Below are 21129 nucleotides of genomic sequence, written 5' to 3'. Positions count from 1 at the left end.
GCTTCCGGAGAGCGCCGATCCGCAAATGCTTGCCAGGCTCGCCTCCGCCGTCATGCATTCGCTCGCCGTCCGTGCCCGCGCCGGCGACAGCCGCGAGACGCTGGAAGCGATTGCCCGGTCGGGCGTCGAGCTGATCTGCGGAAGCGCCAATAATTCTTAGGTCGAGTCCCGAGTCTCCGTATCCCTCGGCCGTACCATCCAGGCATAGGCCGCACCGGCGAGAAGCAGCACGGAGGTGCCGAGGAACACCGCCCGCATGCCAATATGGCCGCCGACAAAACCGCCAAGGATGGGGCCGGCCACCTGGCCGACATATTGCGAGGAAATGGAAAGCCCGAGAATGCTGCCGGCCGCACTATCAGGTACGCTATGGCGGATGACCGCGGCGATACAGGGCAGCAGCCCGCCGAGTGCTGCGCCCATCAGGAAACGCAGGATGATCAGCTGCCAGGCGCTGGTGACGAAGGCCTGCGGGATCAGCAGCAGCCCGGCGACGGCGAGCGCGCCTGCGATCACCGGCCAATGGCCGATCCTGTCGGCGAGCTTGCCGAGCCATGAGGCTGACAGAATGCTGCCGAGGGCGGCGGCTGACATGACGACGCCCGATACCATCGTCACCTGGGATTCGACGGTCACGAGCTGCGCGACATAGACGGTGATGATCGGCTCGATCGACATATTGGCAAACATCAAGAGCATGCCGGTTGCCAGCATGGCGATGACGGGCCGCTTGTCGGCAATGGATTTCCAACCGCCGCTGGCCTTGGCTGCCTTTTTGCGAGCCGGCGATTTCTCTTCTTTGATCAGGAAGGCCGTGGCGAGGAAGGCGAGGAAGATCATGCCGCCGGCGGCGAGGAACGTGCCGCGGATACCGATGATCGGCGGCAGCGCCCCGCCGATCAGCGGCCCGACGAGATTGCCGGCCATGATGCCGGAGGAGAGCACGCCGAGCGCCCAGGCCGAACGGTCCTTCGGCGTCTGCGTCGCCACCAGCACCATCGAGCCGGAGGCATAACCGCCGGCAAGCCCGACGAACAGGCGCAGCGCCACCAGCTGCCAGATATTGCCGGCCATGCCCATCAGCGAGATCGCCAGCGTCATGCCGAGGCTGGCGCGCACCAGCATCAGCTTGCGACCGTAGATGTCGCCGAGCCGGCCCCACAGCGGAGCGACGAGAGCCGCGGCGAAGAAGGTGGCGCCATAGGCGATGCCCGACCATTGCACGATGTCAGCATGGTCGCTGACGCCGAGTTCCTCGACATAGAGCGGCAGGAAGGGAAGCAGCAGCGTCATCGCCACGATCGTGGTGAAGGAGCCGATCAGCGAGATTGTCAGATTGCGCTTCCAGTAGATCGAGCCCGGCCTGGCGCTGGCGTCCCACTGCGTATCGGTCATTCTCTCGGCCCCGGTATTGATCGCGCGGGCGAAGTTTCGCGCGGCTGATGAAACGATGTACCCTTTACCGCGGCGAGGAGATCGGCGCGGGTGAATCTGTCCTGAGATCGAGTTCGAGGTCGGGTGCAGAGACCGGAGCGGTCGATGCGTTCGTCGTTCCAGGGCGGGCACGTCTGATATAACCGCCCTATGGCCCGTCCTTCAAGGCGGCTTCGGGTATCGATCGCCTGTGGACCGTCCCGGGTGAAAGTGCTAGAACATAACCGATTGCATAATGCAATCAGTTAATCGGAGGATTGCCATGACATCCCGAGAACAGACCGTCCGTCATCTCTACGCCGCCTATCTCGACGACCGCAAGGATATCGTCGGTGCCATGTTGACGGAGGATTTCACCTTCTCCAGCCCGCGTGACGACCACATCGACCGGGCGACTTATTTCGAGCGCTGCTGGCCGAAGGAGCCGGTCTTCCGCGGTTTTGACATCGAATTCCTGGCGATCGACGGGGACGAGGCGGTCGTCCGCTACCGTGCCGAAAAACGCGACGGCGGCAGCTTTCGAAACATCGAGAGCCTTCGCTTCCGCGGCGACAAGATCGCCTCCGTGGATGTCTATTTCGGCCGGAATCTGTGATATTCCGGCCGGCATGGCGATCGCCCTCTCGTTACAGGAGCCGCATTGCCGAAGTGCCGATGATGATCGTCGATACCGCCACCATCAGCGGCTGCACCGGCAGCCGTTTCACGAGGATCGCGCCGAAGGGGGCGGCAATGACGCCGCCGATGATCAGGCCGATCGCCGAATCGAGTTCCGACCAGCCGAGCGTCAGGATGAAGGTCAGGGAAATCGTCAGCGTCACGGCAAATTCGGTGAAATTGGTCGAGCCGATCACCCGCTTCAGGTCGTGGCCGCGGCTGACGAGCGAACTGGTGACGATCGGCCCCCAGCCGCCGCCGCCGATCGCATCGAGCACGCCGCCGAAAAGCCCGACCGGCGGCACCATCCAGTCGCGAACATCCCGCTTCGGCGGCGGCCGAAACGCTTTGTAGAGAATCACCAGCCCGATCGCGATCAGATAGGCCGATACGAAGGGCTCGATCGCCTTGCCGTCAATATTGGAAAGCAGATAGGCCCCGATCGCGCCGCCGATCATACCGGCCGGTGCAAGGCGCGCCACAAGGCGCCAGTCGACGTTGCGGTGATAGGCATGCGAGATGCCCGAGGCGGCGGTGGTGAACATTTCCGCCACATGCGTCATGGCGCTGGCATTGGCCGCCGGCACCCCGAAGGCGAGAAGGCTCGTCGTCGACAGCACGCCGAAGGCCATGCCGAGCGCGCCGTCGACGATCTGCGCGCAGAAACCCACGACGATGAAGAAGAAGATATCCGATGTCATGCAGTCCCCTCAGGCGAACGGTAGCATCAGAATAAGCGACGCGGGGAAAAAATTTCCGGTCTCAGCCGGCAAGTCCGCGCTGCTTCAGCCGGATGATCTTGAAGAAGCCGTTCGGAAAGACCGGCAGGATATCGGCAGCGGCAAAGTCGCCGCGGCGCTCAGCCCAGGTGACGATGCGGTGAATGCGGAAGGCGGAGGACCAGCCGATGTGACGCACCAGCGGCGCCACCGCCGTCTCGATCGCGCCCTGCAGACCGGCGCCGTCGCCAAGTTTGCTGGCAAGGATGATTTCGCCGCCCGGCCTCAGCACCCTGGCGCATTCGTCCAGCGCCCGTTCGGGTTCGGGGATGAGGGTGATGACGAAGGGCAGGCAGACCGCATCGAAAGACCGGTCGGCAAAGGTGAGCGCATGCGCATCCATTACCTCCAGCGCCTGCACATGCTCAAAGTTTTCGCGTTTCGCCTTTTCACGCGCCCGCGCGATCATGTGTTTGGAAATGTCAATGCCGGTCACCCGGCAGTGGCGCGGGTAATGCCCGAGCGTCAGGCCGGTGCCGACGCCGATCTCCAGGATGTCGGTGCCGGCCGCAGCGGCCAGGGCTGCAAGCTTGCGGTGGCCATCGCGCAGGATGCCGCGATAAACCCGGTCATAGACCGGTGCCCAGCGCTGATAGATTTTTTGCTGATCTTCCGCCCTGCTGCGAAGCTCTGACATGCCGGCACCTCCCCAGAAAATTCCAGGAAAAGTGAAAAGCGGTTTTCCAGGAATTGCATAAAACAAAAGATTTCAGCGGTTCTGCGCTTCCATGAAATAGCGCGATCCGCCGTAAAGCCCAGCCTTTCAACTCGTAAGGGTAGGCTCCGGTTCCCCACGAAATGTGACGCAAGGCACAGATTCTCACCTGCGACCACTTTAGGGGCGCCTGGGTGGCAGTCCGCTGCCGCCTATTTTGCCGGCATCAGCCCAAGCTGTTTGGCGTCCAGTTCGCTGCCGATCTCGACGGTCTTCTTTTGCTTGTCGTAGACGCAGATCTGGGCGATCAGCCCCTTGGCGCCCTTCGGCTTGCCGGTCACCAGCGCAAGCCCGTAATGCGAGCTGCCGAAGGGATCGACGGTGGCCCTGGGCTTCTCGATCGTGACCGCTGCCTTTTTGCATTTGGCCTCGACGTCGGCGGCGAGCTGCTTCCAGGCCTCATCGGAGGAGGCATGCGCCGCACCTGCCAGCAAAAGCAGCGCGGCTGTGGCGAGAGGCTGGATTATATTCCTGTTCATATCGGGTCTCCGTTGATCTCCATAATAGGCAAAGTGGTTTTCGGGGCGGGTATTCCCATTGATTTGCCCAGGCGATTTCTGCGCACGACTCCAACCCTGCAACTGAGGCAAATTTTCCTCCGGCCGGTCGTTTTTTGATAATTCGCCGGTTGCCTCTCCCCCTTTCCCCTCCTATGTTCCGCCTCACCTGCCGAGACGCAATCTATTGCCAAGAGGAGATCTGACATGGCTTTCGAATTGCCTGAACTTCCCTATGACTACGAAGCGCTTGCTCCCTTCATGTCGAAGGAAACGCTGGAGTTCCACCACGACAAGCACCACAAGGCCTATGTCGACAACGGCAACAAGCTCGCCGCCGAAGCCGGTCTTTCGGACCTGTCGCTCGAAGACGTCGTCAAGAAGTCCTTCGGTACCAATGCCGGCCTCTTCAACAACGCCGCCCAGCACTACAACCACATCCATTTCTGGAAGTGGATGAAGAAGGGTGGCGGCGGCAACAAACTGCCGGGCAAGCTCGAAGCGGCCTTTACGTCCGATCTCGGCGGCTACGACAAGTTCAAGGCCGATTTCGGCAATGCCGGCGCCACCCAGTTCGGCTCCGGCTGGGCCTGGGTTTCCGTCAAGAACGGCAAGCTCGAAATCTCCAAGACCCCGAACGGCGAAAACCCGCTCGTTCACGGCGCCACCCCGATCCTCGGCGTCGACGTCTGGGAACACTCCTACTACATCGACTATCGCAACGCCCGCCCGAAATATCTCGAGGCCTTCGTCGATAGCCTGATCAACTGGGACTACGTCCTGGAACGTTACGAAGAAGCCACGAAGTAAGCGGCGTCAGGCTCGCCGCCATGGCGGCGATGTCCCTCAGCCTCTCAAATTCAGCACCCGGCGCCGCAAACGCCGGGTGTTTCGTTTTCACACGAGGCCGTCACATGCCTGTCATCGGCCGCTCCTAATCACGCCCCATGTCTTCCTCTGCTCCTCCCCTGTTCCGCTTCGGCATCATCGCCGACCCCCAATATGCGGCGATCGCGCCGCATGTGGCCATGGATCGTTATTACGCCAACAGCCTTGCCAAGGTCACCGAGGCGATCGAGGTGTTCAACGGCGAGGAATTGAGCTTCGTCATGACCCTCGGCGATATCATCGACCGTAGCTTTTCAAGCTTCGACGATATCCTGCCGGTCTACGGCAAGCTGAGGCACGAGGCGCTCTTCCTGCTCGGCAATCACGATTTCTCGGTCTCGTCGGGGCACCTGTCCGAAGTCGCGGCGCGTCTCGGCATGCCGTCGCCCTATTACAGCTTCTTGCGCCACGGCTGGCGCTTTATCGTGCTCGACGGCAACGAGGTCAGCATCTTCGCGCCGCCAGAAGGCCATCATCATCGCGCCCTTGCCGCCGAGATGCTGGCCGAGCTGCAGGCAAAAGGTGCGAGGAATGCCCGTCGCTGGAATGCCGCGCTGAGCGACGAGCAGTTCGCCTGGCTTGGCGATGAAATCGCAAAAGCGGCCGGGGCCGGCGAGAAGGTGATTGTCATGAATCACTATCCGGTGCATCCGCCCAGTGAGCACGGCATGTGGGATAGCGAGCGCATCGTCGCGCTGCTCGCCTCGCAGGCCAATGTCGTCGCCTATCTCAACGGTCACGACCACGTCGGCAATTACGGCATGGCCGGCGCCTGCCACTTCGTCAATTTCAAGGGCGTGGTCGATACCGAGACGCAAAACGCCTTCGCGATCGTCGAGGTCCATGCTTCCAGCATCGAAATCCGGGGCTTCGGCCGCGAGGTGAGCCGCACGCTGTCCATCTAGCTGATTGCCGGCTCAGCCGGCATCGCCTTCATTTCACTGATGTCGCGCTTCGGTGGTGTCCCGAACATGCGGGCATATTCGCGGCTGAACTGAGAGGCGCTCTCGTAACCCACCCGATAGGCCGCGTTTGCGGCGTTGAACCCATCGGTCACCATCAGCCGCCGGGCCTCGAGCAACCGCAATTGCTTCTGATACTGCAGTGGCGTCATCGAGGTCAGCATCTTGAAATGCTGGTAAAAGGAGGAAGGGCTCATCCCGGCTGCCGCCGCAAGCTTTTCCACCCGGACGGCGTCCGTAAAATTACCGCGCAACAGGTAGATGGCCTCGGCCACGCGGCGCGTATGGCTGTCGGGCAATGCAAGCTTGCAGATCTCATCGCCATTTTTTCCGGAAAGCAACCAGAAACTGATCTCTCGCATGATTGCCGGATGAAGGATTGGGATCGCGTTGGGCGTCGCGAGCATCCGGATCAGCCTCAGTATGCAGTCCTGCAGCTCGGGGCCGAATTCTTGTACGAAAACACCCGGCCCGCCGTCGCCCGCCGGCCTCGGCGGTACATCCATCTCCTCCAGCACCTCGCGCAGGATCGTGACGTCGAGTTCCAGGTTGATGGCGATCATCGGCCGTTCGGCACTGGCTTTCGTCACCTGTCCGAAGGCCGGCATCTCGACGCTGATGATCAGCGCTTGCATCGCTTCGTAATCGAAAAGGCGGTCTCCGAACATGAGCTGCTTGGCGCCATCGACAATGATGCAGAGCGCCGGTCGGTAGATCGCCGGTTTCGGCATGGAGAGAGTGCTGGAGCGCATCAGGAAAAAACCGTCGATAGCGGTGGCAAAGAGCCCGTCACCTCCGCCATGTGCATCCATGTACCCATTGAGCGCCTGCTTCAGATCTGCGGACATCTTCGCCTCCAGTGAACGCGGGGTCGGTCTGCCGCGCCGGTGAGGATGATCTTAATCCCTCAGCCCGGCTGGGCAAGGCGTTTGGAGAAATAGGCAAGAAATTGCGGGACTTCGGCATTCAGGATTCCAGGCTTGCGGCGCATAAGCTGGTCTATCAAAACATCAGGAGTACCTGAAATGCCTAACCAGAATTCAACCTCGAAAGTCGCAATCGTTACCGGCGGAAGCCGCGGCCTGGGCCGCAATACGGTCGTCAATCTGGCAAGGAGCGGCGTCGATGTGATATTGACCTACAACTCGAACCGCGACGAGGCAGAGAAAGTCGTCGCTGAGATCGAGGCGCTGGGCCGCAAGGCCGCCGCACTTCAACTCGATGCCGGCAACGTGGCGGCGTTCGATGCCTTTGTCGAAAGTGTACGCGAGATCCTTAAGGGCTGGGGGCGTGAGCATTTCGACTTTCTCGTCAACAATGCCGGCACCAGCTACCACGCGCCGATTTCGGAGACGACCGAAGCGGAGATGGACAAGCTTTACAACCTGCATTTCAAGGGGGTTTTCTTCCTCACGCAGAAGCTCCTGCCGGTGATCGAGGACGGCGGTCGCATCGTCAACCTCTCTAGCGGTCTTGCCCGCATGGCCATGGTCGGCGCTTCGGCCTACGGCTCGATGAAGGGCGCAGTCGAGGTGCTGACGCGCTACATGGCCAAGGAGCTCGGCCCACGCGGCATCGCCGTCAATACCGTCGCCCCGGGCGCCATCGAAACCGATTTCAGCGGCGGCATGGTGCGGGACAATCCGGAGATCAACCGTGCAGTCGCCTCCATGACCGCACTGGGCCGCGCCGGTGTGCCCGACGATATAGGGCCGATGATTGCTTCCCTCCTGAGCGATGCCAACCGTTGGGTCAACGCCCAGCGCATCGAGGTTTCAGGCGGCATGTCGCTCTGAATAATCGCGATTTGGGCGAGTAGCTAGACGGCGATCGGTTTATCCGTCCAGCCACTGGTCCACAATTCCCGCAACCGGTCGCCGTCGCCCTTGAAGAAATCCTCACCCACCACGCAGCGTTCGACCCGGTCGCTGCGGAAATTGCGGATCGCCTGGCGCAACTCGCACCAGGCGACGATATTGGCGGTCTGCGAATAATAGATCAGCGCAACCGGCCGGATCGTCCGCTCGCTGGCACGGCCGAGCTCGTCGCGGTAGCCGAGCATCAGCTTGCGTTCGTCGCGGATCGCGCGGCGCACGATCGCAAGGTCGAAGCCTGCCGGCTGCGCAATCGAGCCCCAGGCATAAAGCGCCTTGTTGTCCATCGCCTGGCGCAGCGGCGCCGGCACGGCGCCTGATATCTTCCGGTTGACCCGGCGCGCGGCCTGCTTCAGCTCCTCGTCCGCCGTCCGTTCGAGCAGCGCCAGCGACAGCACGATCGCTTCCATCTCCTCGATCGAGAACATCAGCGGCGGCAGGTCGAAACCCGGCCGCATGATGTAGCCGATGCCGCGCCCGCCTTCGATCGGCACCCGCATTGCCTGAAGCGCAGCGATGTCGCGATAGATCGAACGCACGGTCACTTCGAGCGTCTCCGCCATCGTCGCCGCCGTCATCGGCTTTCTTGCCAGCCTGAGGATCTGAATGATCTCGAAAAGCCGTGAGGCCTTGCGCATTTTACCTCTCCATCCGTCACGCTCCTGACAATACACTGTCAGTTGGGTTTGCGTATAGAGCCGCCTATCGGATTGAAATCAATCAGGGTCTTTCAAAAAGGCCCGCAGAACCCAGGCGGTAACTGACATGAACTACCATGAAAACCTCTGGCTCTTCTTCACCCTTCTCTTCGGCATCATCATCGTGCCTGGCATGGACATGCTCTTCGTGCTCGCCAATTCGCTGACCGGCGGCGTCAAGCGCGGGCTGGCGGCGACCGGCGGTATCATGGCCGGCGGCGCCGTGCATTCGGCCTATGGCGCGGCCGGCGTCGGCGTGCTCGTCACCATGCTGCCGCAGTTTTTCAACGTACTGCTCTTTGCCGGCGTCGCCTACATGATCTGGATCGGCATCTCGCTGATCCGCAGTTCGATCACCGTCGAGGCGGTCGGGCCGGGAACCGCACGCTCCGGCTGGCGCGCCTTCCGCCAGGGCGCCGTCACCTGCCTGGTCAATCCGAAGGCCTATATCTTCATGTTTGCCGTCTATCCGCAGTTCCTCAGACCGGAATATGGTCCGATCTGGATGCAGGGGCTGATCATGGGCGCCATGACCGTCGTCACCCAGTTCGCCATCTACGGCACGCTGGCGATGACGGCCGGCCGCAGCCGCGATCTGCTCGTCGCCAACCCTGACGTTACGGCCTTTGTCGGCCGCTTCGCCGGACTGCTGCTGGTTGCGGTCTCCGCCTTCAGCCTCTGGCAGGGGTGGAAAAGCGCCTGAGCGCCACTGCTTGTCGCCCGGAAGTGTGCAGCGGTTCCGGGATAACGACATGCATAAAAGCAGAGAACTGCCTATCACATTGTTTTTATGTCACTCCGGCAAAACGTGACTGCCCGGAAGCATGGATTTTGTCATGCTGCCGGTGCAGATTGGCCATCGGCCAGCTTGGCCGAGGAGAAATGGAGAGGAATATGAATTGGAAAGCAGCAGCTGCGGCCGTAGCCATGGCCGGCATGGCCTTCGGCTCGGTGACCGCCGCCGACGGCACCCATGATTCGCGCGTTGCGTTGATGAAGCAGATCGGCGGTTCGGCCGGGGCCTTAGCAGCCATCGCCAAGGGCACCAAGCCCTATGACGCCGAAGCGGTGAAGGCGGCGCTGACGACGATCGCCACAACGGCCAAGGTTTTCCCCGACCAGTTCAAGCCGGGCACGGAGACCGGCGACGAGGCAGCGAGCCCGAAGATCTGGGAAAACATGGACGACTTCAAGGCGCGCGCCGCCAAGCTCTCCGCTGATGCCGAAACCGCGCTGGCTCAGCTTCCGGCCGATCCCGCAGCCATTGGTGCGACGATGAACACGCTCGGCGCCAATTGCGCCGGCTGTCACAAGGCCTATCGCCTCGGCAAGTGAGCGATAGGCCGCTTTCATCTGGATACTGGATCCGCGCCAGCCTTGCCGCCGGCGCGGATCGCCTTATTCTCCGCCTGCGCGGACCGGTCGCGGGATCGACCGCAGGGAAATGTTGACAACAGGGGAGGCGGCGCATGGTCCGCAGGTTCATCCGGGTACTGCTCTGTCTGATCGGCGTCGCCGTCCTCGGCGGGGGCGCCTTCTATCTCGTCACCGCACCCGATCCGCTGCCGGAGAGCCATTGGGCGGGTCTCGGCGCACCGGATCCGGCAAATGGTGAGATGGTCTTCTGGGCGGGCGGCTGCGTCAGCTGTCATGCCGCGCCCGGTTCCGAAGGCGATGCCAAGCTGACACTTGCAGGCGGGCTGGCACTGAAGAGCCCATTCGGGACCTTCCACGTGCCGAACATCTCACCCGATGAAAAAGCCGGCATCGGCACCTGGACGCTTGCCGAGTTCGGCAACGCGATGAAGCGCGGCGTCGGCCCGGGCGGGCAGCATCTCTATCCGTCTTTTCCCTATGGCTCTTATTCCCGCATGAGCGACAAGGACGTCAACGATCTCTATGGCTTCCTGAAAACCTTGCCGAAGAGCGCAAATGTGGCGCCGCCGCACGAACTGCCGTTCCCCTTCAACAACCGGCTGGCGCTCGGCGGCTGGAAATTCCTCTATCTCAACGACCAGCCGCGCGTCGCCCTGGCAAAGAGCGACGACAAGATCAAGCGCGGGCAATATCTCGTCGAAGGCCCCGGCCATTGCGGCGAATGCCATACGCCGCGTGATGCCCTCGGCGGCTTCAAGGCGGATCAGTGGCTTGCCGGCGCGCCCAATCCGGAAGGCAAGGGCCGCATACCTGATATCACCCCGGCCTCCAAGAGCATCGGCGGCTGGAGCGAGGCCGATATCGTGAGCTACCTCGAAACCGGCTTCACCCCAGATTTCGATTCCGTCGGCGGCCAGATGGTCGATGTGCAGCAGAACATCGCCCGCCTGCCGGCCTCCGATCGCGAGGCGATCGCCGCCTATCTGAAGGCGGTGCCGGCGCGTTAAAGCATGTCGCGCAAAAGTGTGCAGTGGTTTTGCGGGATAAAAGGGCGCTGCATTTTCCGAAAGCCGATCTCGATCCTGCTTATAGGGATGTAGGACCAGGCATGAGATCATAGGGATGGCGCCAGCCGGGCATGTTGCTGATCCGATCTTTCCAGGCTGCGATTGCCGGAAAGGCGCTGTGATCGATCCCGGTTTCCTCCGGCATGAAGACGTAGCCCGCCAGAGAGAGGTCCGCGATCGTCAGCCGGTCGCCGACCATGAAGGCCCGATGGGCCAAGTGTTCGTCAACAATTGCATAGGCAGCTTTAGCCCTCAGTCTTAAAAACTCGACGACGGGTGTCTCGCCGCTCTTCTGCAGGCCATACATGAACCTCAGCGTCGCGTAATAGCTCGTGAATTTATGGTTGTCGAAAAGGATCCAGCGCATGACTTCGCGTCGTTCTTCGGCCGTCTGCGCGCCAAACTGGCCTGTCACCTCTGACAAGTAGTCCAAGATAATCCCCGATTGGCTGATCTTGGTTTGCCCATGTTCGAGCACAGGCGCTTCGCCCTGTTCGTTGATGGTTTTTCGCCATTCTTCAGTTCGCGTTTCGCCGCCCAGATAATCAACGAAAATGCTTTCCCACTTGATGCCGGCAAGAGCAAAGAAGAGTGCGACCTTGTAACAATTCCCGGAGAGAGCGAAGCAATGGAGTTTGAAATCAGGCATGAAAGCTCCTAACAAAAATAAAGACTTAAAGCGCCGATCAAGCGAATCTGAAAGATCGCGACGCGCTTTAGGCGATCGACTGCATGTAGCGCATGCCGGTCACCGGACGCGGGGTGAAATCCAGCTGTTCGTAGAAGCGGTGCGCCAGCACGTTTCCGGTCGCAGCACTGACGGAAAGGTAGCCGCAGCCGGCATTGCGGGCGGTCTCGCGCGCCCGATCGACGAGCAGCTGGCCGGTGCCGTGGCCGCGATGGCCGTCGCGCACGAAGAGATGGTGCAGGTCCATGCCGCGCTTGCCTTCCTGCGCCCTGTAGAGCGGCACGAGAATGGCGTAGCCGATAAGCCCTTCGCCGGTCTCGGCGACAAGCGCATTAATCCAGGGCAGGGGGCCGAAGAGGTCGCGCTCCAACTGCTCCGGCGTAGTGGCAGCCGCATCGCCGTGATGGGCGGCAAGCAGGGCGATCATCTCGCCGAGCTCGGGCAGGTCGCGCGGCTTGGCGGCACGGATCGTCACCACTGATGGGCGCATCAGTGAAATTTCGCTGTCTTCGATTTCGGTCATGGTCTTCGCGTCCTTTGATAGTCTGCCGTCAGGACGCTGCCGATACAACAAAGCCGCCTGACGGCGGCTTGTTGACAATATGATCTTGTCCAGCCGCCCTTTACAGGTACAGCCAAAAATACGAGCGGCTCTGGTGCGCGTTCTTGATCATGGATCATAGATCGTCGGAAACGCGGGTTTTGTCAATGGGGATCGGAACCCATCACAAGCATTGATCCCGGCTTCACTCTTGATACCATACCCCCCTATGCTATATGAGAACCCATCATGTCCCACACCACCCTGCAGAAAAAGAAGCTTGTCGCCCGCATCAGCCGCCTGAAGGGGCAGATGGAGGCGGTTGAGCGCGCGCTCGAGGCCGAGCGCCCCTGCGGCGAGATCCTGCAACTGCTCGCCTCGATCCGCGGCGCCCTGACAGGGCTGACCGGCGAGGTGCTCGACGATCACCTGCGTGAGCATGTGCTGAATGCCGCTGACGATGCGGCAAGGGCAGAGGCGGTGGAGGAAATATCGGAAGTGTTGAGAACCTATATGCGCTAGAGCAATTCCGGGAAAAGTGTGAAGCGGTTTTCCCCGGTAAAGCGCGAAGCGATTTTGCCGAGAATTGCGTAAAAACAAAAGCTTAGAGCGGTTATGCGTTTTCATGAAACGCTACCGCTCTAAGCGCGGCGACGAAGGAGCCTGTCATGAGTGCCGGAATCGACAAAGCTGGAATTGATGCCCTGGAACATGACCATGACTTCCTCGGCACTGATCATGCGCGCAACGAGCGGCGCATCTGGCTGGTGATCGCGCTGACGGCGGTGATGATGGTGGCGGAAATCGCCGCCGGCACCATCTACGGCTCGATGGCGCTCGTCGCCGATGGCTGGCACATGTCGACCCATGCCAGCGCACTGCTGATTTCCGCACTCGCCTATCTCTTCGCCCGCCGGCAGGCACGCAATCCGCGCTTCACCTTCGGCACCGGCAAGCTCGGCGATCTCGCCGGCTTCGCCAGCGCCATCGTTCTCGCGTTGATCGCCCTGCTGATGGCCTGGGAGAGCCTGCTGCGCCTGTCCAATCCCGTGCCGATCGGCTTTGCCCAGGCAATCGCCGTTGCGGTGATCGGCCTTGCCGTCAATCTGGTGAGCGCCTGGCTGCTGGCCGGCGGCGGCCATGTCGCGCATGGCAATCATGCGCATCACGGGCATGGTAATCACGGGCATGGCAATCATGCCCATGGCCATCATCATCACGGAAATGGCGATCATGCCCATCACGCAAAGACCGGCGACAACAATATCCGCGCCGCCTATCTGCACGTCATTGCCGATGCCCTGACCTCCGTGCTCGCCATTGCGGCGCTGACGCTCGGCAGTCTTTACGGCTGGCTCTGGCTTGATCCCCTGATGGGCATCGTCGGCGGGGTGGTGATCGCCAACTGGTCCTGGAGCCTGATGAGATCCTCGGGCGGCGTTCTTCTCGACGTCGTCCCCGAAGGCGAGACGCTGCCGGCGGAAATCCGCGGCGCCATCGAGACGGAGGACGACCGGATCACCGATCTGCATGTCTGGCAGGTCGGCCCCGGCCATCATGCCGCGATCGTCGCCGTCCTCACCTCGCAGCCGCGCGACCCGGCTTTCTACAAGGGCAGGCTCTCGGCGCTGGGAGAACTGTCGCATGTGACGGTCGAGGTCACGCGCACCGCATGATCTGGGGGGCGGGCGGAGACGCTCGGCGGACGACAAGATCGCTCGACAGACGATTAACATCGCCGTGGGGACGACAAGTCGCCGCAATCGCTGCTTAGCTCTGCCCCCCTGATTCGCCGGAGGATTTCATGGATCTCAGTCTGACCCGCCGCATGCTGATAGGCTCGGCATTGTGCCTACCCGTGCTGACGCTTCGAGCCAATGCTGAGGAGAGTTTCAAAGAGAGTGCAGGCGAGGGCGACGACAACATCGACCGCCGCCTTGCCGCCTTGGAAAAACGCACCGGCGGCCGCCTCGGCGTCTCTGTGCTCGACACCCAGACGAGCATCTCCTTCGGCTATCGCGGCAGCGAGGCCTTTCCGATGTGCAGTACCTTCAAGGCGCTGGCCGCCGCGTTCGTGCTTGCCCGTGCCGACAAGGGCGAGGAGAACCTCGACCGGCGGGTGAGCTACGGCAAGGACAAGCTCGTCGATTATTCGCCGATCAGCGAAAAGCACGCCGGCACCGACGGCATGACCCTTGCCGAACTCTGCGAGGCGGCGGTGACCGTCAGCGACAACACCGCCGGCAACCTGCTGCTCGAAAGTTTCGGCGGTCCGGCGGGGCTGACCGATTGGCTGCGCTCGATCGGTGACGGCACGACGCGTCTCGACCGCACCGAGCCGACGTTGAACGAGGGCAGAAGGGGTGATCCGCGCGACACGACGACACCGGATGCGATGCTCGACACGCTCGGCAACCTGACCCTCGGCTCGGTCCTCACCGAGGCCTCCTCAGACAGGCTGATCGCCTGGCTGGTGGCGAGCACGACGGGCAAGGAGCGGCTCAGGGCCGGCCTGCCGGCGGATTGGAAGGTTGGCGACAAGACCGGCACCGGCCCGAACGGATCACTCGGCGATATCGCGGTGATCTGGCCGCCGGATCGCGGCCCCATCGTCGCCGCCGTCTATATCAGCGAGACGACCGTGCCGGTAAAGGAGCTCAACCCGCTCTTTGCCGAGGTCGGCCGCATGATCGTCGAGATGGTTTGAATCGGGAAAATGCGAAGGGCATCATCGAAAGCTGTCCGGTTCGCGTCGGAAAACCCCTCCCCAACCCCTCCCCACAAGGGGGAGGGACTAACCTGAGGCGAGATCCTGCCACCAAAATACGCTGCCACACGCTGCATCGTCAGGAATGAAATGCAACGGGCGCCACACGGCAGCCCCTCCCCCTTGTGGGGAGGGGTTGGGGAGGGGTCCTTCTCAAGCGCGGGCAATTCGAAATGCTCCCGCTCAAGCAGCCGGAACGTCTTCCGCCGTCTCGGTGCCGTCATCCTCGATGCCGGCCATCTCGCGCTTGATCTGGTCGGCGATTTCCTTCTCGATTGCGGCGCGCTGGTCGGCCGGCATGGCGGCCAGATCGGCCTCGGTCAGATCGTGCTGCTCGAGGTAGCGAGCCCGGATATATTCCGCCGGCGTCATATTGCCCCATTTGGAGAATTCGTTGACCAGGGAGTCATGCGCAGCACTCGCCGCCACTTCTTCGTCGGAAGGCGGGTTGATATAAGGGCCTTCGCTGCTTTGAAGAGCCCAGATCGTATTGGCGATCGAAGGCGGCGTGCTGCTGGGTTCGAGACCGGGCGCGGCACTGGGCGCCGTTTTGGTGAAGTCCGCCGTCTGCTGATTCTTGGATTTGGCCGGCTGATCGAAAAGGCCGCCGATGCCGTAATAGTTGCGAATATTGCTAGAGATTTCCATAAAAACTCTCCCCGAAAACCGGGGAGAGAATGAAGCGGTAAACCTGCGCAGAGCTTGCGGGAAGCTTCACGTCACGGCAACGTATAGGCGATCACATAATCGCCGGGCTTGGTGCCGACCGAGCCGTGGCCGCCGGCGACCATGACGACATATTGCTTGTTGTCATCAGTCGTATAGGTCATCGGCGTCGCCTGGCCGCCGGCCGGAAGCCGCGCCTTCCAGAGCTCTCGTCCGTTGGTCACGTCGTAGGCGCGCAGGTAGTTATCGACCGCAGCACCGAGAAAAGCGACGCCGCCCTTGGTCAACATCGGCCCGCCGATCCCCGGCACGCCCACCTTGAAGGGCAGGGGTAATGGCGTCATGTCGCGCACGGTGCCGTTCTTGTGCATATAGGCGATCTTGCCGGTGCGCAGGTCGACGCCGGCGACATAACCCCATGGCGGCGCTTGGCAGGGGATCTGCAGCAGTCCGAGGAAGGGACCCATGAAGACGCCGTAGGGCGCGCCGTCATTACGGTTCAGCCCCTGTTCGCTGCCTTTCTCGTCCTGGCCTCTCGGCGGAATATCGGCGGCCGGTATAAGCCGCGAGGTGAAGGCGAGATAGGTCGGCATGCCGAACATGATCTGCCGCTCCGGGTCGACCGCCACCGAGCCCCAGTTGAAGGTGCCGAAATTGCCGGGATAGACGATCGTCCCTTTAAGCGAAGGCGGCGTATAGCGGCCCTCATAGTGGTAGCGGTGGAAGTCGATGCGGCAGGCCATCTGATCAAACAGCGACACGCCCCACATGTCCTTTTCCTGGAGAGGCTCGGGCGAGAAGGTGAGGTCCGAAATCGGCTGTGTCGGCGCGGTATGATCGCCCGAGACCGCGCCGCCTGGCGCTGGTATTTCCTTGACCGGGATGATCGGCTCGCCGCTGCGCCGGTCGAGCACATAGATATCGCCCTGCTTGGTCGGGCCGACGAGGGCGGGGACCACGGTGCCGTCCTGCTTCGTCAGGTCGATCAGCGCCGGCTGGGCCGGGACGTCCATGTCCCAGAGATCGTGATGCACCGTCTGGCGCACCCAGCGCAGCTGGCCGGTGGCGATATCGAGCGCGACGATCGAAGACGAGAATTTCTCGACATTCTCGCTGCGATTGATGCCGATCTGGTCGGGCACTTGGTTGCCGAGCGGGATGTAGACCATGCCAAACCCCTCGTCGACGCTGAAGACCGACCAACTGTTCGGCGAGTTGGTCGTATAGGTCTGGCCCTCGGCGATCGGCGTCGTCACGTCGGGATTGCCGGAATCCCAGTTCCAGACCAGCGCGCCGGTATTGATGTCGAAGGCGCGGATGACGCCGGATTGTTCCTCGGTCGAATAATTGTCGTTCACCGCCCCGCCGACGATGATCTTGCCCGCCACCGCGACCGGTGGCGAGGTGGAATAATAATAGCCGGCCGGATTGAAGCGCATGCCGGTTTCCAGATGCAGCACGCCCTGGTTGGCAAAGCTGGTGCAGACCTTCCCGTCCGCCGCATCGAGCGCGATCAGCCGGGCATCCGAGGTCGGCAGGTAGACACGCTCGGCGCAGGGCTGGCCGGCGGCAACGGCGGGATCGGCATAATAGGTGACGCCGCGGCAGGTCTGATGCTGCCGGTCGGGGTTCATGCCGGAGTTGGAGTCGTATTTCCATTTCTCCTTGCCGGTCTTGGCGTCGAGCGCGATCGCCCAGTTGTGCGGGGTGCAGAGATAGAGCGTGTCCTTCACCTTGAGCGGCGTCACCTGATAGGTCGTCTCGCCGACATCGTCCGGCCGCTTGACGTCGCCGGTCTGGTATCGCCACGCTTCCTTGAGGGTGGAGACGTTCTCGGCGGTTATCTGGTCGAGCGGCGAATAGCGTTGGCCGAAGGGGGTGCGACCGTATTGATGCCATTCACCATCCGGCACGCTGCCGCCGAAGGCGGGCTGGGCGGCGACCGTATCCTTCGGCAGCTCGCCGGCAAGATCATGCGGGTCTGTCGTCATCGAATAAAGGGCGACCAGGATGGCGAGAACGACGGGCACTGCAAGCGGCCAGGGGTTGGCGGCATAGGTGATCCCCGTCGGGCTGCGCAGGCCGAGCGGCCGGCGAATCCATGGTGTTAGCAGCCAGAGCCCGAGCAGGATGATCATGCCGCCGCGCGGGCCGAGCTGCCACCAGTCGAAGCCGACCTCCCAAATCGCCCAGGCAAGTGCCGCAACGACGAGCACCGCATAGACCCAGAGCGCCACTGCCTTGCGCATCAGCAGCAGCCCGGCGGTAATCAGGAACATCAGCCCGGCGAAAAGATAGAAGATGCTGCCGCCGAGCGTGACGAGCCAGAGCCCGCCGCCGCCGAGTGTGAGCCCGATGATGATGAAGAAGATGGAGGTGACGATGATCGCCATAAGGCAGTCTCCCGCTGAGGTTAGCCGGGCTGAGGGATCGGCGGAAAAGTCCCGCCGATCAGCCAGATAGCGCGAAGGAGATGCCTTTCAACGGCCACAATTGCCGCAGGGTGCGGATGCGTCGAACGGGGGCGCTGGGCCGGATGGAAGCGGATCGCTGTGGCGCAACTGCCGCCCCGAAAACGATCGAAGCGCCTGTCACGTTCCGCAGAAGGTCGCAAGCACCCGTTCGCTGGGCTTCGGCGGTTCCCTATAGGCGGCAAAGCCCGGCTGATCCTCGTAGGGTTTCGAAAGCACGGCCAGCAGCGCCTCGAACAGCGAGAAATCGCCGTTCTCGACCGCGGCCTCGATCGCCTGTTCGACCCGGTGATTGCGCGGAATGAAGGCCGGATTGACGCGGCGCATAGCAACAGCACGCTCACTGGCCGTCTGCGGATCGCGCGACAGACGCTCGCGCCACTGCGCAAGCCACGCGCCGCAGGCGTCCGGCTCGCGGAAACCTGCCGCAAATTCGGGCTCTGCAGCGTTATCGCCGGCAAGATCCGACAGTCGCCGGAAGGTCAGGGTGAAATCCGCACCCTGCGCCTGCATCAGCGACAGCAGCGCCTGCACCAGGTCGAGATCGCCGTCCTCTTCGACGGCAAGGCCGATCTTTTCGCGCATGCCGGCCAGCCAATGCGCCTGGAACCGTTCGCCGTAACTCTTGATCACTGCATTCGCCTTGTCGACCGCGCCGTCTGGCTCGGAGTCGATCAGCGGCAGCAGCGTTTCGCCGAGCCTTGCGAGGTTCCATTGGCCGATGCCGGGCTGGTTGGCATAGGCGTAACGCCCATGCTGGTCGATCGACGAGAAGACGGTTGCCGGATCATAGGCATCCATGAAGGCGCAGGGGCCGAAATCGATCGTCTCGCCGGAGACGGTCATATTGTCGGTGTTCATCACGCCATGGATGAAGCCGACATGCAGCCAGCGGGCAATCAGCGCCGCCTGGCGTTCGCAGACCGCTTCGAACAGCGCGAGATGCGGGTTCTCGGCCTCTTTCAGCGCGGGATAATGCCGGTCGATCACATAATCGGCTAGTGCCCGCACGCCATCGGTGTCGCCCCTGGCCGCGAAGTACTGGAAGGTGCCGACGCGGATATGGCTGGCCGCGACGCGGGTGAAGACCGCGCCCGGCAGCACCTCTTCGCGATAGACCGGCTCGCCCGTCGTCACCGCCGCCAGCGCCCGCGTGGCGGGAATGCCGAGCGCAAACATCGCCTCGCTGATGATATATTCGCGCAATACCGGCCCGATTGCCGCCCGCCCATCGCCGCGGCGCGAAAACGGTGTTGGTCCGGCGCCCTTCAGCTGGATGTCGTAGCGCTTGCCGCTGCCATCGACCACTTCGCCGAGCAGGATCGCCCGGCCGTCGCCGAGCTGTGGCGAGAAGCCGCCGAACTGATGCCCCGCATAGGCCATCGCCAGCGGTTCGGCTCCTTCGGGAACGAGATTGCCGGAAAAGATCGCCGCGCCATCGCGGCGCAAGGCCTCGACGTCGAGCCCGAGTTCGGCAGCGAGCGGCTCGTTGAGCTTGATCAGCCAGGGCTCCGCCACCGCGGTCGGCGCCTGCGCCGCAAAGAAGCGTGGGGGCAAACCGACATAGCTGTTGTCGAACGGAAAGGCCGCACCGGGCCGGTTTTTCTGCAGGGCGGAGGTCATGGTTCATAGGTAGGGCTAGGATGCCTGCCGCACAAGCCGGGGGATGAAGACCTTCACGAAGAACAGACCCATGCAAGGAATCGTGATCTGCCTTTACCTCTCGTCAAAGCAGCTTTGCCATAAACGACATAGCGCCGCGATGATCGCGGGCGTATAGCAAATCGTCTCCCCTTGGCTTTGCGCCATGTCATCCCCCGCGGCCTTGCTGCCTTGTGTGCTCCGCCGCGCCACCGCGAGTGATCCCGGACGATGTCGGATCAGATTTACCAGGCGCCGATGGTTCGGCGCGCCGCGCCCAATTTCCGGGTGATCGCAATGATTGTCGCGAGTGCGATGCTGATGGAAAACATCGATGCGACCGTGCTTGCGACCGCGCTGCCCACCATGGCACGCGATTTCGGCGTCGGCGCTCCGGCCATGTCGATCGCCCTGACCTCTTATCTCCTCAGCCTTGCGATTTTCATTCCCGCAAGCGGCCGGATGGCCGACAGTTTCGGCTCCCGCACCGTTTTCCGCTCGGCCATCGCTGTCTTCGTCGTCGGCTCCATCCTCTGCGCCCTGGCGCCGACGCTGTCCTTCCTGGTGCTGGCGCGCCTGCTTCAGGGCATCGGCGGCGCGATGATGATGCCGGTCGGGCGCCTGGTGCTGATGCGCAGCGTCGACCGCAAGGATATGGTCAGCGCCATGTCCTGGTTGCTCGTGCCGGCGCTGATCGGCCCGATCGTCGGCCCGCCGCTCGGCGGCTTCATCGTCACCTATCTCGACTGGCGCTGGATCTTTTATATCAACGTGCCGATCGGCATCATCGGCATGATCCTCGTCTCGATCTACATCGACGAGGTAAAGGGCAAGGCAAGCGGTCCCTTCGATACGATCGGCTTCATCCTATCGGGCATCTCGCTCGGTTCGCTGCTCTTCGGCTTCGAAATGTCGAGCCATGAAGGCGAGGGCGCGTTTTCGATCTTCCTGATCGCCATCGGGCTGCTCTTCGGCATCGCCTATCTCAGGCATGCCCGCACGCATCCGTCGCCGATCATGGATTTCTCGCTGATGAAGGTGCCGAGCTTCGGCACCTCTGTTATTGCCGGTTCGCTGACCCGCATCACGCAAGGCGCGCAGCCCTTCCTCCTGCCCCTGCTCTTCCAGATCGGCTTCGGCCTGTCTGCCGCTGCGGCCGGCCAGATCATCATCGCGACCGCGCTTGGCGCTCTCGCCATGAAGCCGATGGCGAAGTTTGTCTTCCGCCGGCTGGGCTTCCGCAGGAGCCTCATCCTCAACGGCATCCTCGGTACGATCGGCTATGGCCTCTGTGCCGCCTTCCGGCCGGATTGGCCGATGCCGCTGATCTTCGTCGTCCTGGTGCTCAGCGCCTTCTTCCTGTCGTTCCAGTTCACAGCCTATAACACCATTGCCTATGACGAGATC

At 62.3% G+C, this 21129-nt stretch carries 22 protein-coding genes and 1 pseudogene; 12 read left to right on the top strand and 11 right to left on the bottom strand.

Annotated elements, in window-relative coordinates:
• A pseudogene (locus FY112_RS11780) lies at nucleotides 1-160 on the top strand (TetR/AcrR family transcriptional regulator); the annotation flags it as partial.
• Here the strand turns inward: FY112_RS11780 and FY112_RS11775 are convergent.
• Nucleotides 157-1395 (bottom strand): multidrug efflux MFS transporter, encoded by a 1239-nt coding sequence (locus tag FY112_RS11775; protein ID WP_094086420.1) that lies wholly within the window; start codon nucleotides 1393-1395, stop codon nucleotides 157-159. The pseudogene FY112_RS11780 and the gene FY112_RS11775 overlap by 4 nt on opposite strands.
• 301 nt (nucleotides 1396-1696) lie before the next feature.
• On the opposite strand from FY112_RS11775, the gene FY112_RS11770 reads away from it, so the two are divergent.
• Entirely contained in the window at nucleotides 1697-2029 is a 333-nt protein-coding gene (locus FY112_RS11770; protein WP_151518452.1) for a nuclear transport factor 2 family protein, read from the top strand.
• A gap of 31 nt (nucleotides 2030-2060) precedes the next feature.
• Here the strand turns inward: FY112_RS11770 and FY112_RS11765 are convergent, their stop codons facing one another.
• From FY112_RS11765 to FY112_RS11755, 3 genes are all read right to left on the bottom strand, one after another.
• Nucleotides 2061-2792 carry a sulfite exporter TauE/SafE family protein gene (locus FY112_RS11765; protein ID WP_151518451.1) on the bottom strand — a complete coding sequence of 244 codons (732 nt, stop codon included), beginning with the start codon at nucleotides 2790-2792 and terminating at the stop codon, nucleotides 2061-2063.
• 61 nt (nucleotides 2793-2853) lie between these two features.
• Complete coding sequence (locus FY112_RS11760; RefSeq protein ID WP_094086418.1) at nucleotides 2854-3507, bottom strand: class I SAM-dependent methyltransferase; 654 nt, start codon at nucleotides 3505-3507, stop codon at nucleotides 2854-2856.
• Between the two features lie 230 nt (nucleotides 3508-3737).
• The gene (locus FY112_RS11755) at nucleotides 3738-4064 is read right to left on the bottom strand and encodes a hypothetical protein (protein ID WP_094086417.1); all 327 of its coding nucleotides are present in this window, start codon (nucleotides 4062-4064) and stop codon (nucleotides 3738-3740) included.
• Nucleotides 4065-4289: 225 nt separating this feature from the next.
• On the opposite strand from FY112_RS11755, the gene FY112_RS11750 reads away from it, so the two are divergent.
• Both FY112_RS11750 and FY112_RS11745 read left to right on the top strand, forming a co-directional pair.
• Nucleotides 4290-4892, top strand: coding sequence for a superoxide dismutase (locus FY112_RS11750; protein WP_151518450.1), 603 nt, complete (start codon nucleotides 4290-4292; stop codon nucleotides 4890-4892).
• A gap of 137 nt (nucleotides 4893-5029) precedes the next feature.
• On the top strand, nucleotides 5030-5875 hold the full coding sequence (locus FY112_RS11745) for a metallophosphoesterase (protein WP_151518449.1): 846 nt from the start codon (nucleotides 5030-5032) through the stop codon (nucleotides 5873-5875).
• On the opposite strand, the gene FY112_RS11740 is transcribed toward FY112_RS11745, so the two are convergent.
• A complete protein-coding gene (locus FY112_RS11740) occupies nucleotides 5872-6780 on the bottom strand; it encodes an AraC family transcriptional regulator (protein WP_131708476.1) in 909 nt (302 codons plus the stop codon). The genes FY112_RS11745 and FY112_RS11740 overlap by 4 nt on opposite strands.
• Before the next feature lie 177 nt (nucleotides 6781-6957).
• Between FY112_RS11740 and FY112_RS11735 the strand changes: the two genes are divergently transcribed.
• Entirely contained in the window at nucleotides 6958-7728 is a 771-nt protein-coding gene (locus FY112_RS11735; RefSeq protein ID WP_003546554.1) for an SDR family oxidoreductase, read from the top strand.
• 23 nt (nucleotides 7729-7751) lie between these two features.
• Here FY112_RS11735 and FY112_RS11730 read toward each other — a convergent pair whose 3' ends face one another.
• Nucleotides 7752-8444, bottom strand: coding sequence for a YafY family protein (locus tag FY112_RS11730; RefSeq protein ID WP_017959593.1), 693 nt, complete (start codon nucleotides 8442-8444; stop codon nucleotides 7752-7754).
• Nucleotides 8445-8571: 127 nt separating this feature from the next.
• On the opposite strand from FY112_RS11730, the gene FY112_RS11725 reads away from it, so the two are divergent.
• From FY112_RS11725 to FY112_RS11715, 3 genes are all read left to right on the top strand, one after another.
• Nucleotides 8572-9207, top strand: a complete 636-nt coding sequence (locus FY112_RS11725) for a LysE family translocator (RefSeq protein WP_017959594.1) — start codon at nucleotides 8572-8574, stop codon at nucleotides 9205-9207.
• A gap of 191 nt (nucleotides 9208-9398) precedes the next feature.
• Nucleotides 9399-9839 (top strand): cytochrome c, encoded by a 441-nt coding sequence (locus tag FY112_RS11720; RefSeq protein ID WP_017959595.1) that lies wholly within the window; start codon nucleotides 9399-9401, stop codon nucleotides 9837-9839.
• 134 nt (nucleotides 9840-9973) lie between these two features.
• Nucleotides 9974-10888, top strand: coding sequence for a cytochrome c (locus tag FY112_RS11715; RefSeq protein WP_151518448.1), 915 nt, complete (start codon nucleotides 9974-9976; stop codon nucleotides 10886-10888).
• 79 nt (nucleotides 10889-10967) lie between these two features.
• Here FY112_RS11715 and FY112_RS11710 read toward each other — a convergent pair whose 3' ends face one another.
• Both FY112_RS11710 and FY112_RS11705 read right to left on the bottom strand, forming a co-directional pair.
• Nucleotides 10968-11597 carry a glutathione S-transferase gene (locus FY112_RS11710; RefSeq protein WP_151518447.1) on the bottom strand — a complete coding sequence of 210 codons (630 nt, stop codon included), beginning with the start codon at nucleotides 11595-11597 and terminating at the stop codon, nucleotides 10968-10970.
• Nucleotides 11598-11664: 67 nt separating this feature from the next.
• A complete protein-coding gene (locus FY112_RS11705; protein WP_131624237.1) occupies nucleotides 11665-12159 on the bottom strand; it encodes a GNAT family N-acetyltransferase in 495 nt (164 codons plus the stop codon).
• 267 nt (nucleotides 12160-12426) lie between these two features.
• Between FY112_RS11705 and dmeR the strand changes: the two genes are divergently transcribed.
• From dmeR to bla, 3 genes are all read left to right on the top strand, one after another.
• A complete protein-coding gene (gene dmeR / locus FY112_RS11700) occupies nucleotides 12427-12699 on the top strand; it encodes a Ni(II)/Co(II)-sensing transcriptional repressor DmeR (RefSeq protein ID WP_003546569.1) in 273 nt (90 codons plus the stop codon).
• Between the two features lie 146 nt (nucleotides 12700-12845).
• The gene (gene dmeF / locus FY112_RS11695; protein WP_017959599.1) at nucleotides 12846-13853 is read left to right on the top strand and encodes a CDF family Co(II)/Ni(II) efflux transporter DmeF; all 1008 of its coding nucleotides are present in this window, start codon (nucleotides 12846-12848) and stop codon (nucleotides 13851-13853) included.
• A 128-nt stretch (nucleotides 13854-13981) separates the two neighbouring features.
• Nucleotides 13982-14884, top strand: a complete 903-nt coding sequence (bla, locus tag FY112_RS11690; RefSeq protein ID WP_151518446.1) for a class A beta-lactamase — start codon at nucleotides 13982-13984, stop codon at nucleotides 14882-14884.
• A gap of 243 nt (nucleotides 14885-15127) precedes the next feature.
• Here bla and FY112_RS11680 read toward each other — a convergent pair whose 3' ends face one another.
• The 3 genes from FY112_RS11680 to FY112_RS11670 form a co-directional block, all read right to left on the bottom strand.
• Nucleotides 15128-15592, bottom strand: coding sequence for a hypothetical protein (locus FY112_RS11680; RefSeq protein WP_151518445.1), 465 nt, complete (start codon nucleotides 15590-15592; stop codon nucleotides 15128-15130).
• Nucleotides 15593-15663: 71 nt separating this feature from the next.
• Complete coding sequence (locus FY112_RS11675) at nucleotides 15664-18003, bottom strand: glucose/quinate/shikimate family membrane-bound PQQ-dependent dehydrogenase (RefSeq protein WP_017959601.1); 2340 nt, start codon at nucleotides 18001-18003, stop codon at nucleotides 15664-15666.
• A 198-nt stretch (nucleotides 18004-18201) separates the two neighbouring features.
• The gene (locus tag FY112_RS11670; protein ID WP_151518444.1) at nucleotides 18202-19704 is read right to left on the bottom strand and encodes a protein adenylyltransferase SelO; all 1503 of its coding nucleotides are present in this window, start codon (nucleotides 19702-19704) and stop codon (nucleotides 18202-18204) included.
• A 249-nt stretch (nucleotides 19705-19953) separates the two neighbouring features.
• Between FY112_RS11670 and FY112_RS11665 the strand changes: the two genes are divergently transcribed.
• A partial coding sequence (locus FY112_RS11665; RefSeq protein WP_151518443.1) for an MFS transporter occupies nucleotides 19954-21129 on the top strand: 1176 nt, incomplete at its 3' end.

This window comes from Rhizobium sp. PEPV16, from assembly GCF_008919455.1.
GTDB classification, from domain to species: domain Bacteria; phylum Pseudomonadota; class Alphaproteobacteria; order Rhizobiales; family Rhizobiaceae; genus Rhizobium; species Rhizobium leguminosarum_Q.
The sequence above is the reverse complement of the archived record's forward strand: the minus strand, read 5'-3'. Positions and strand labels throughout refer to the sequence as shown.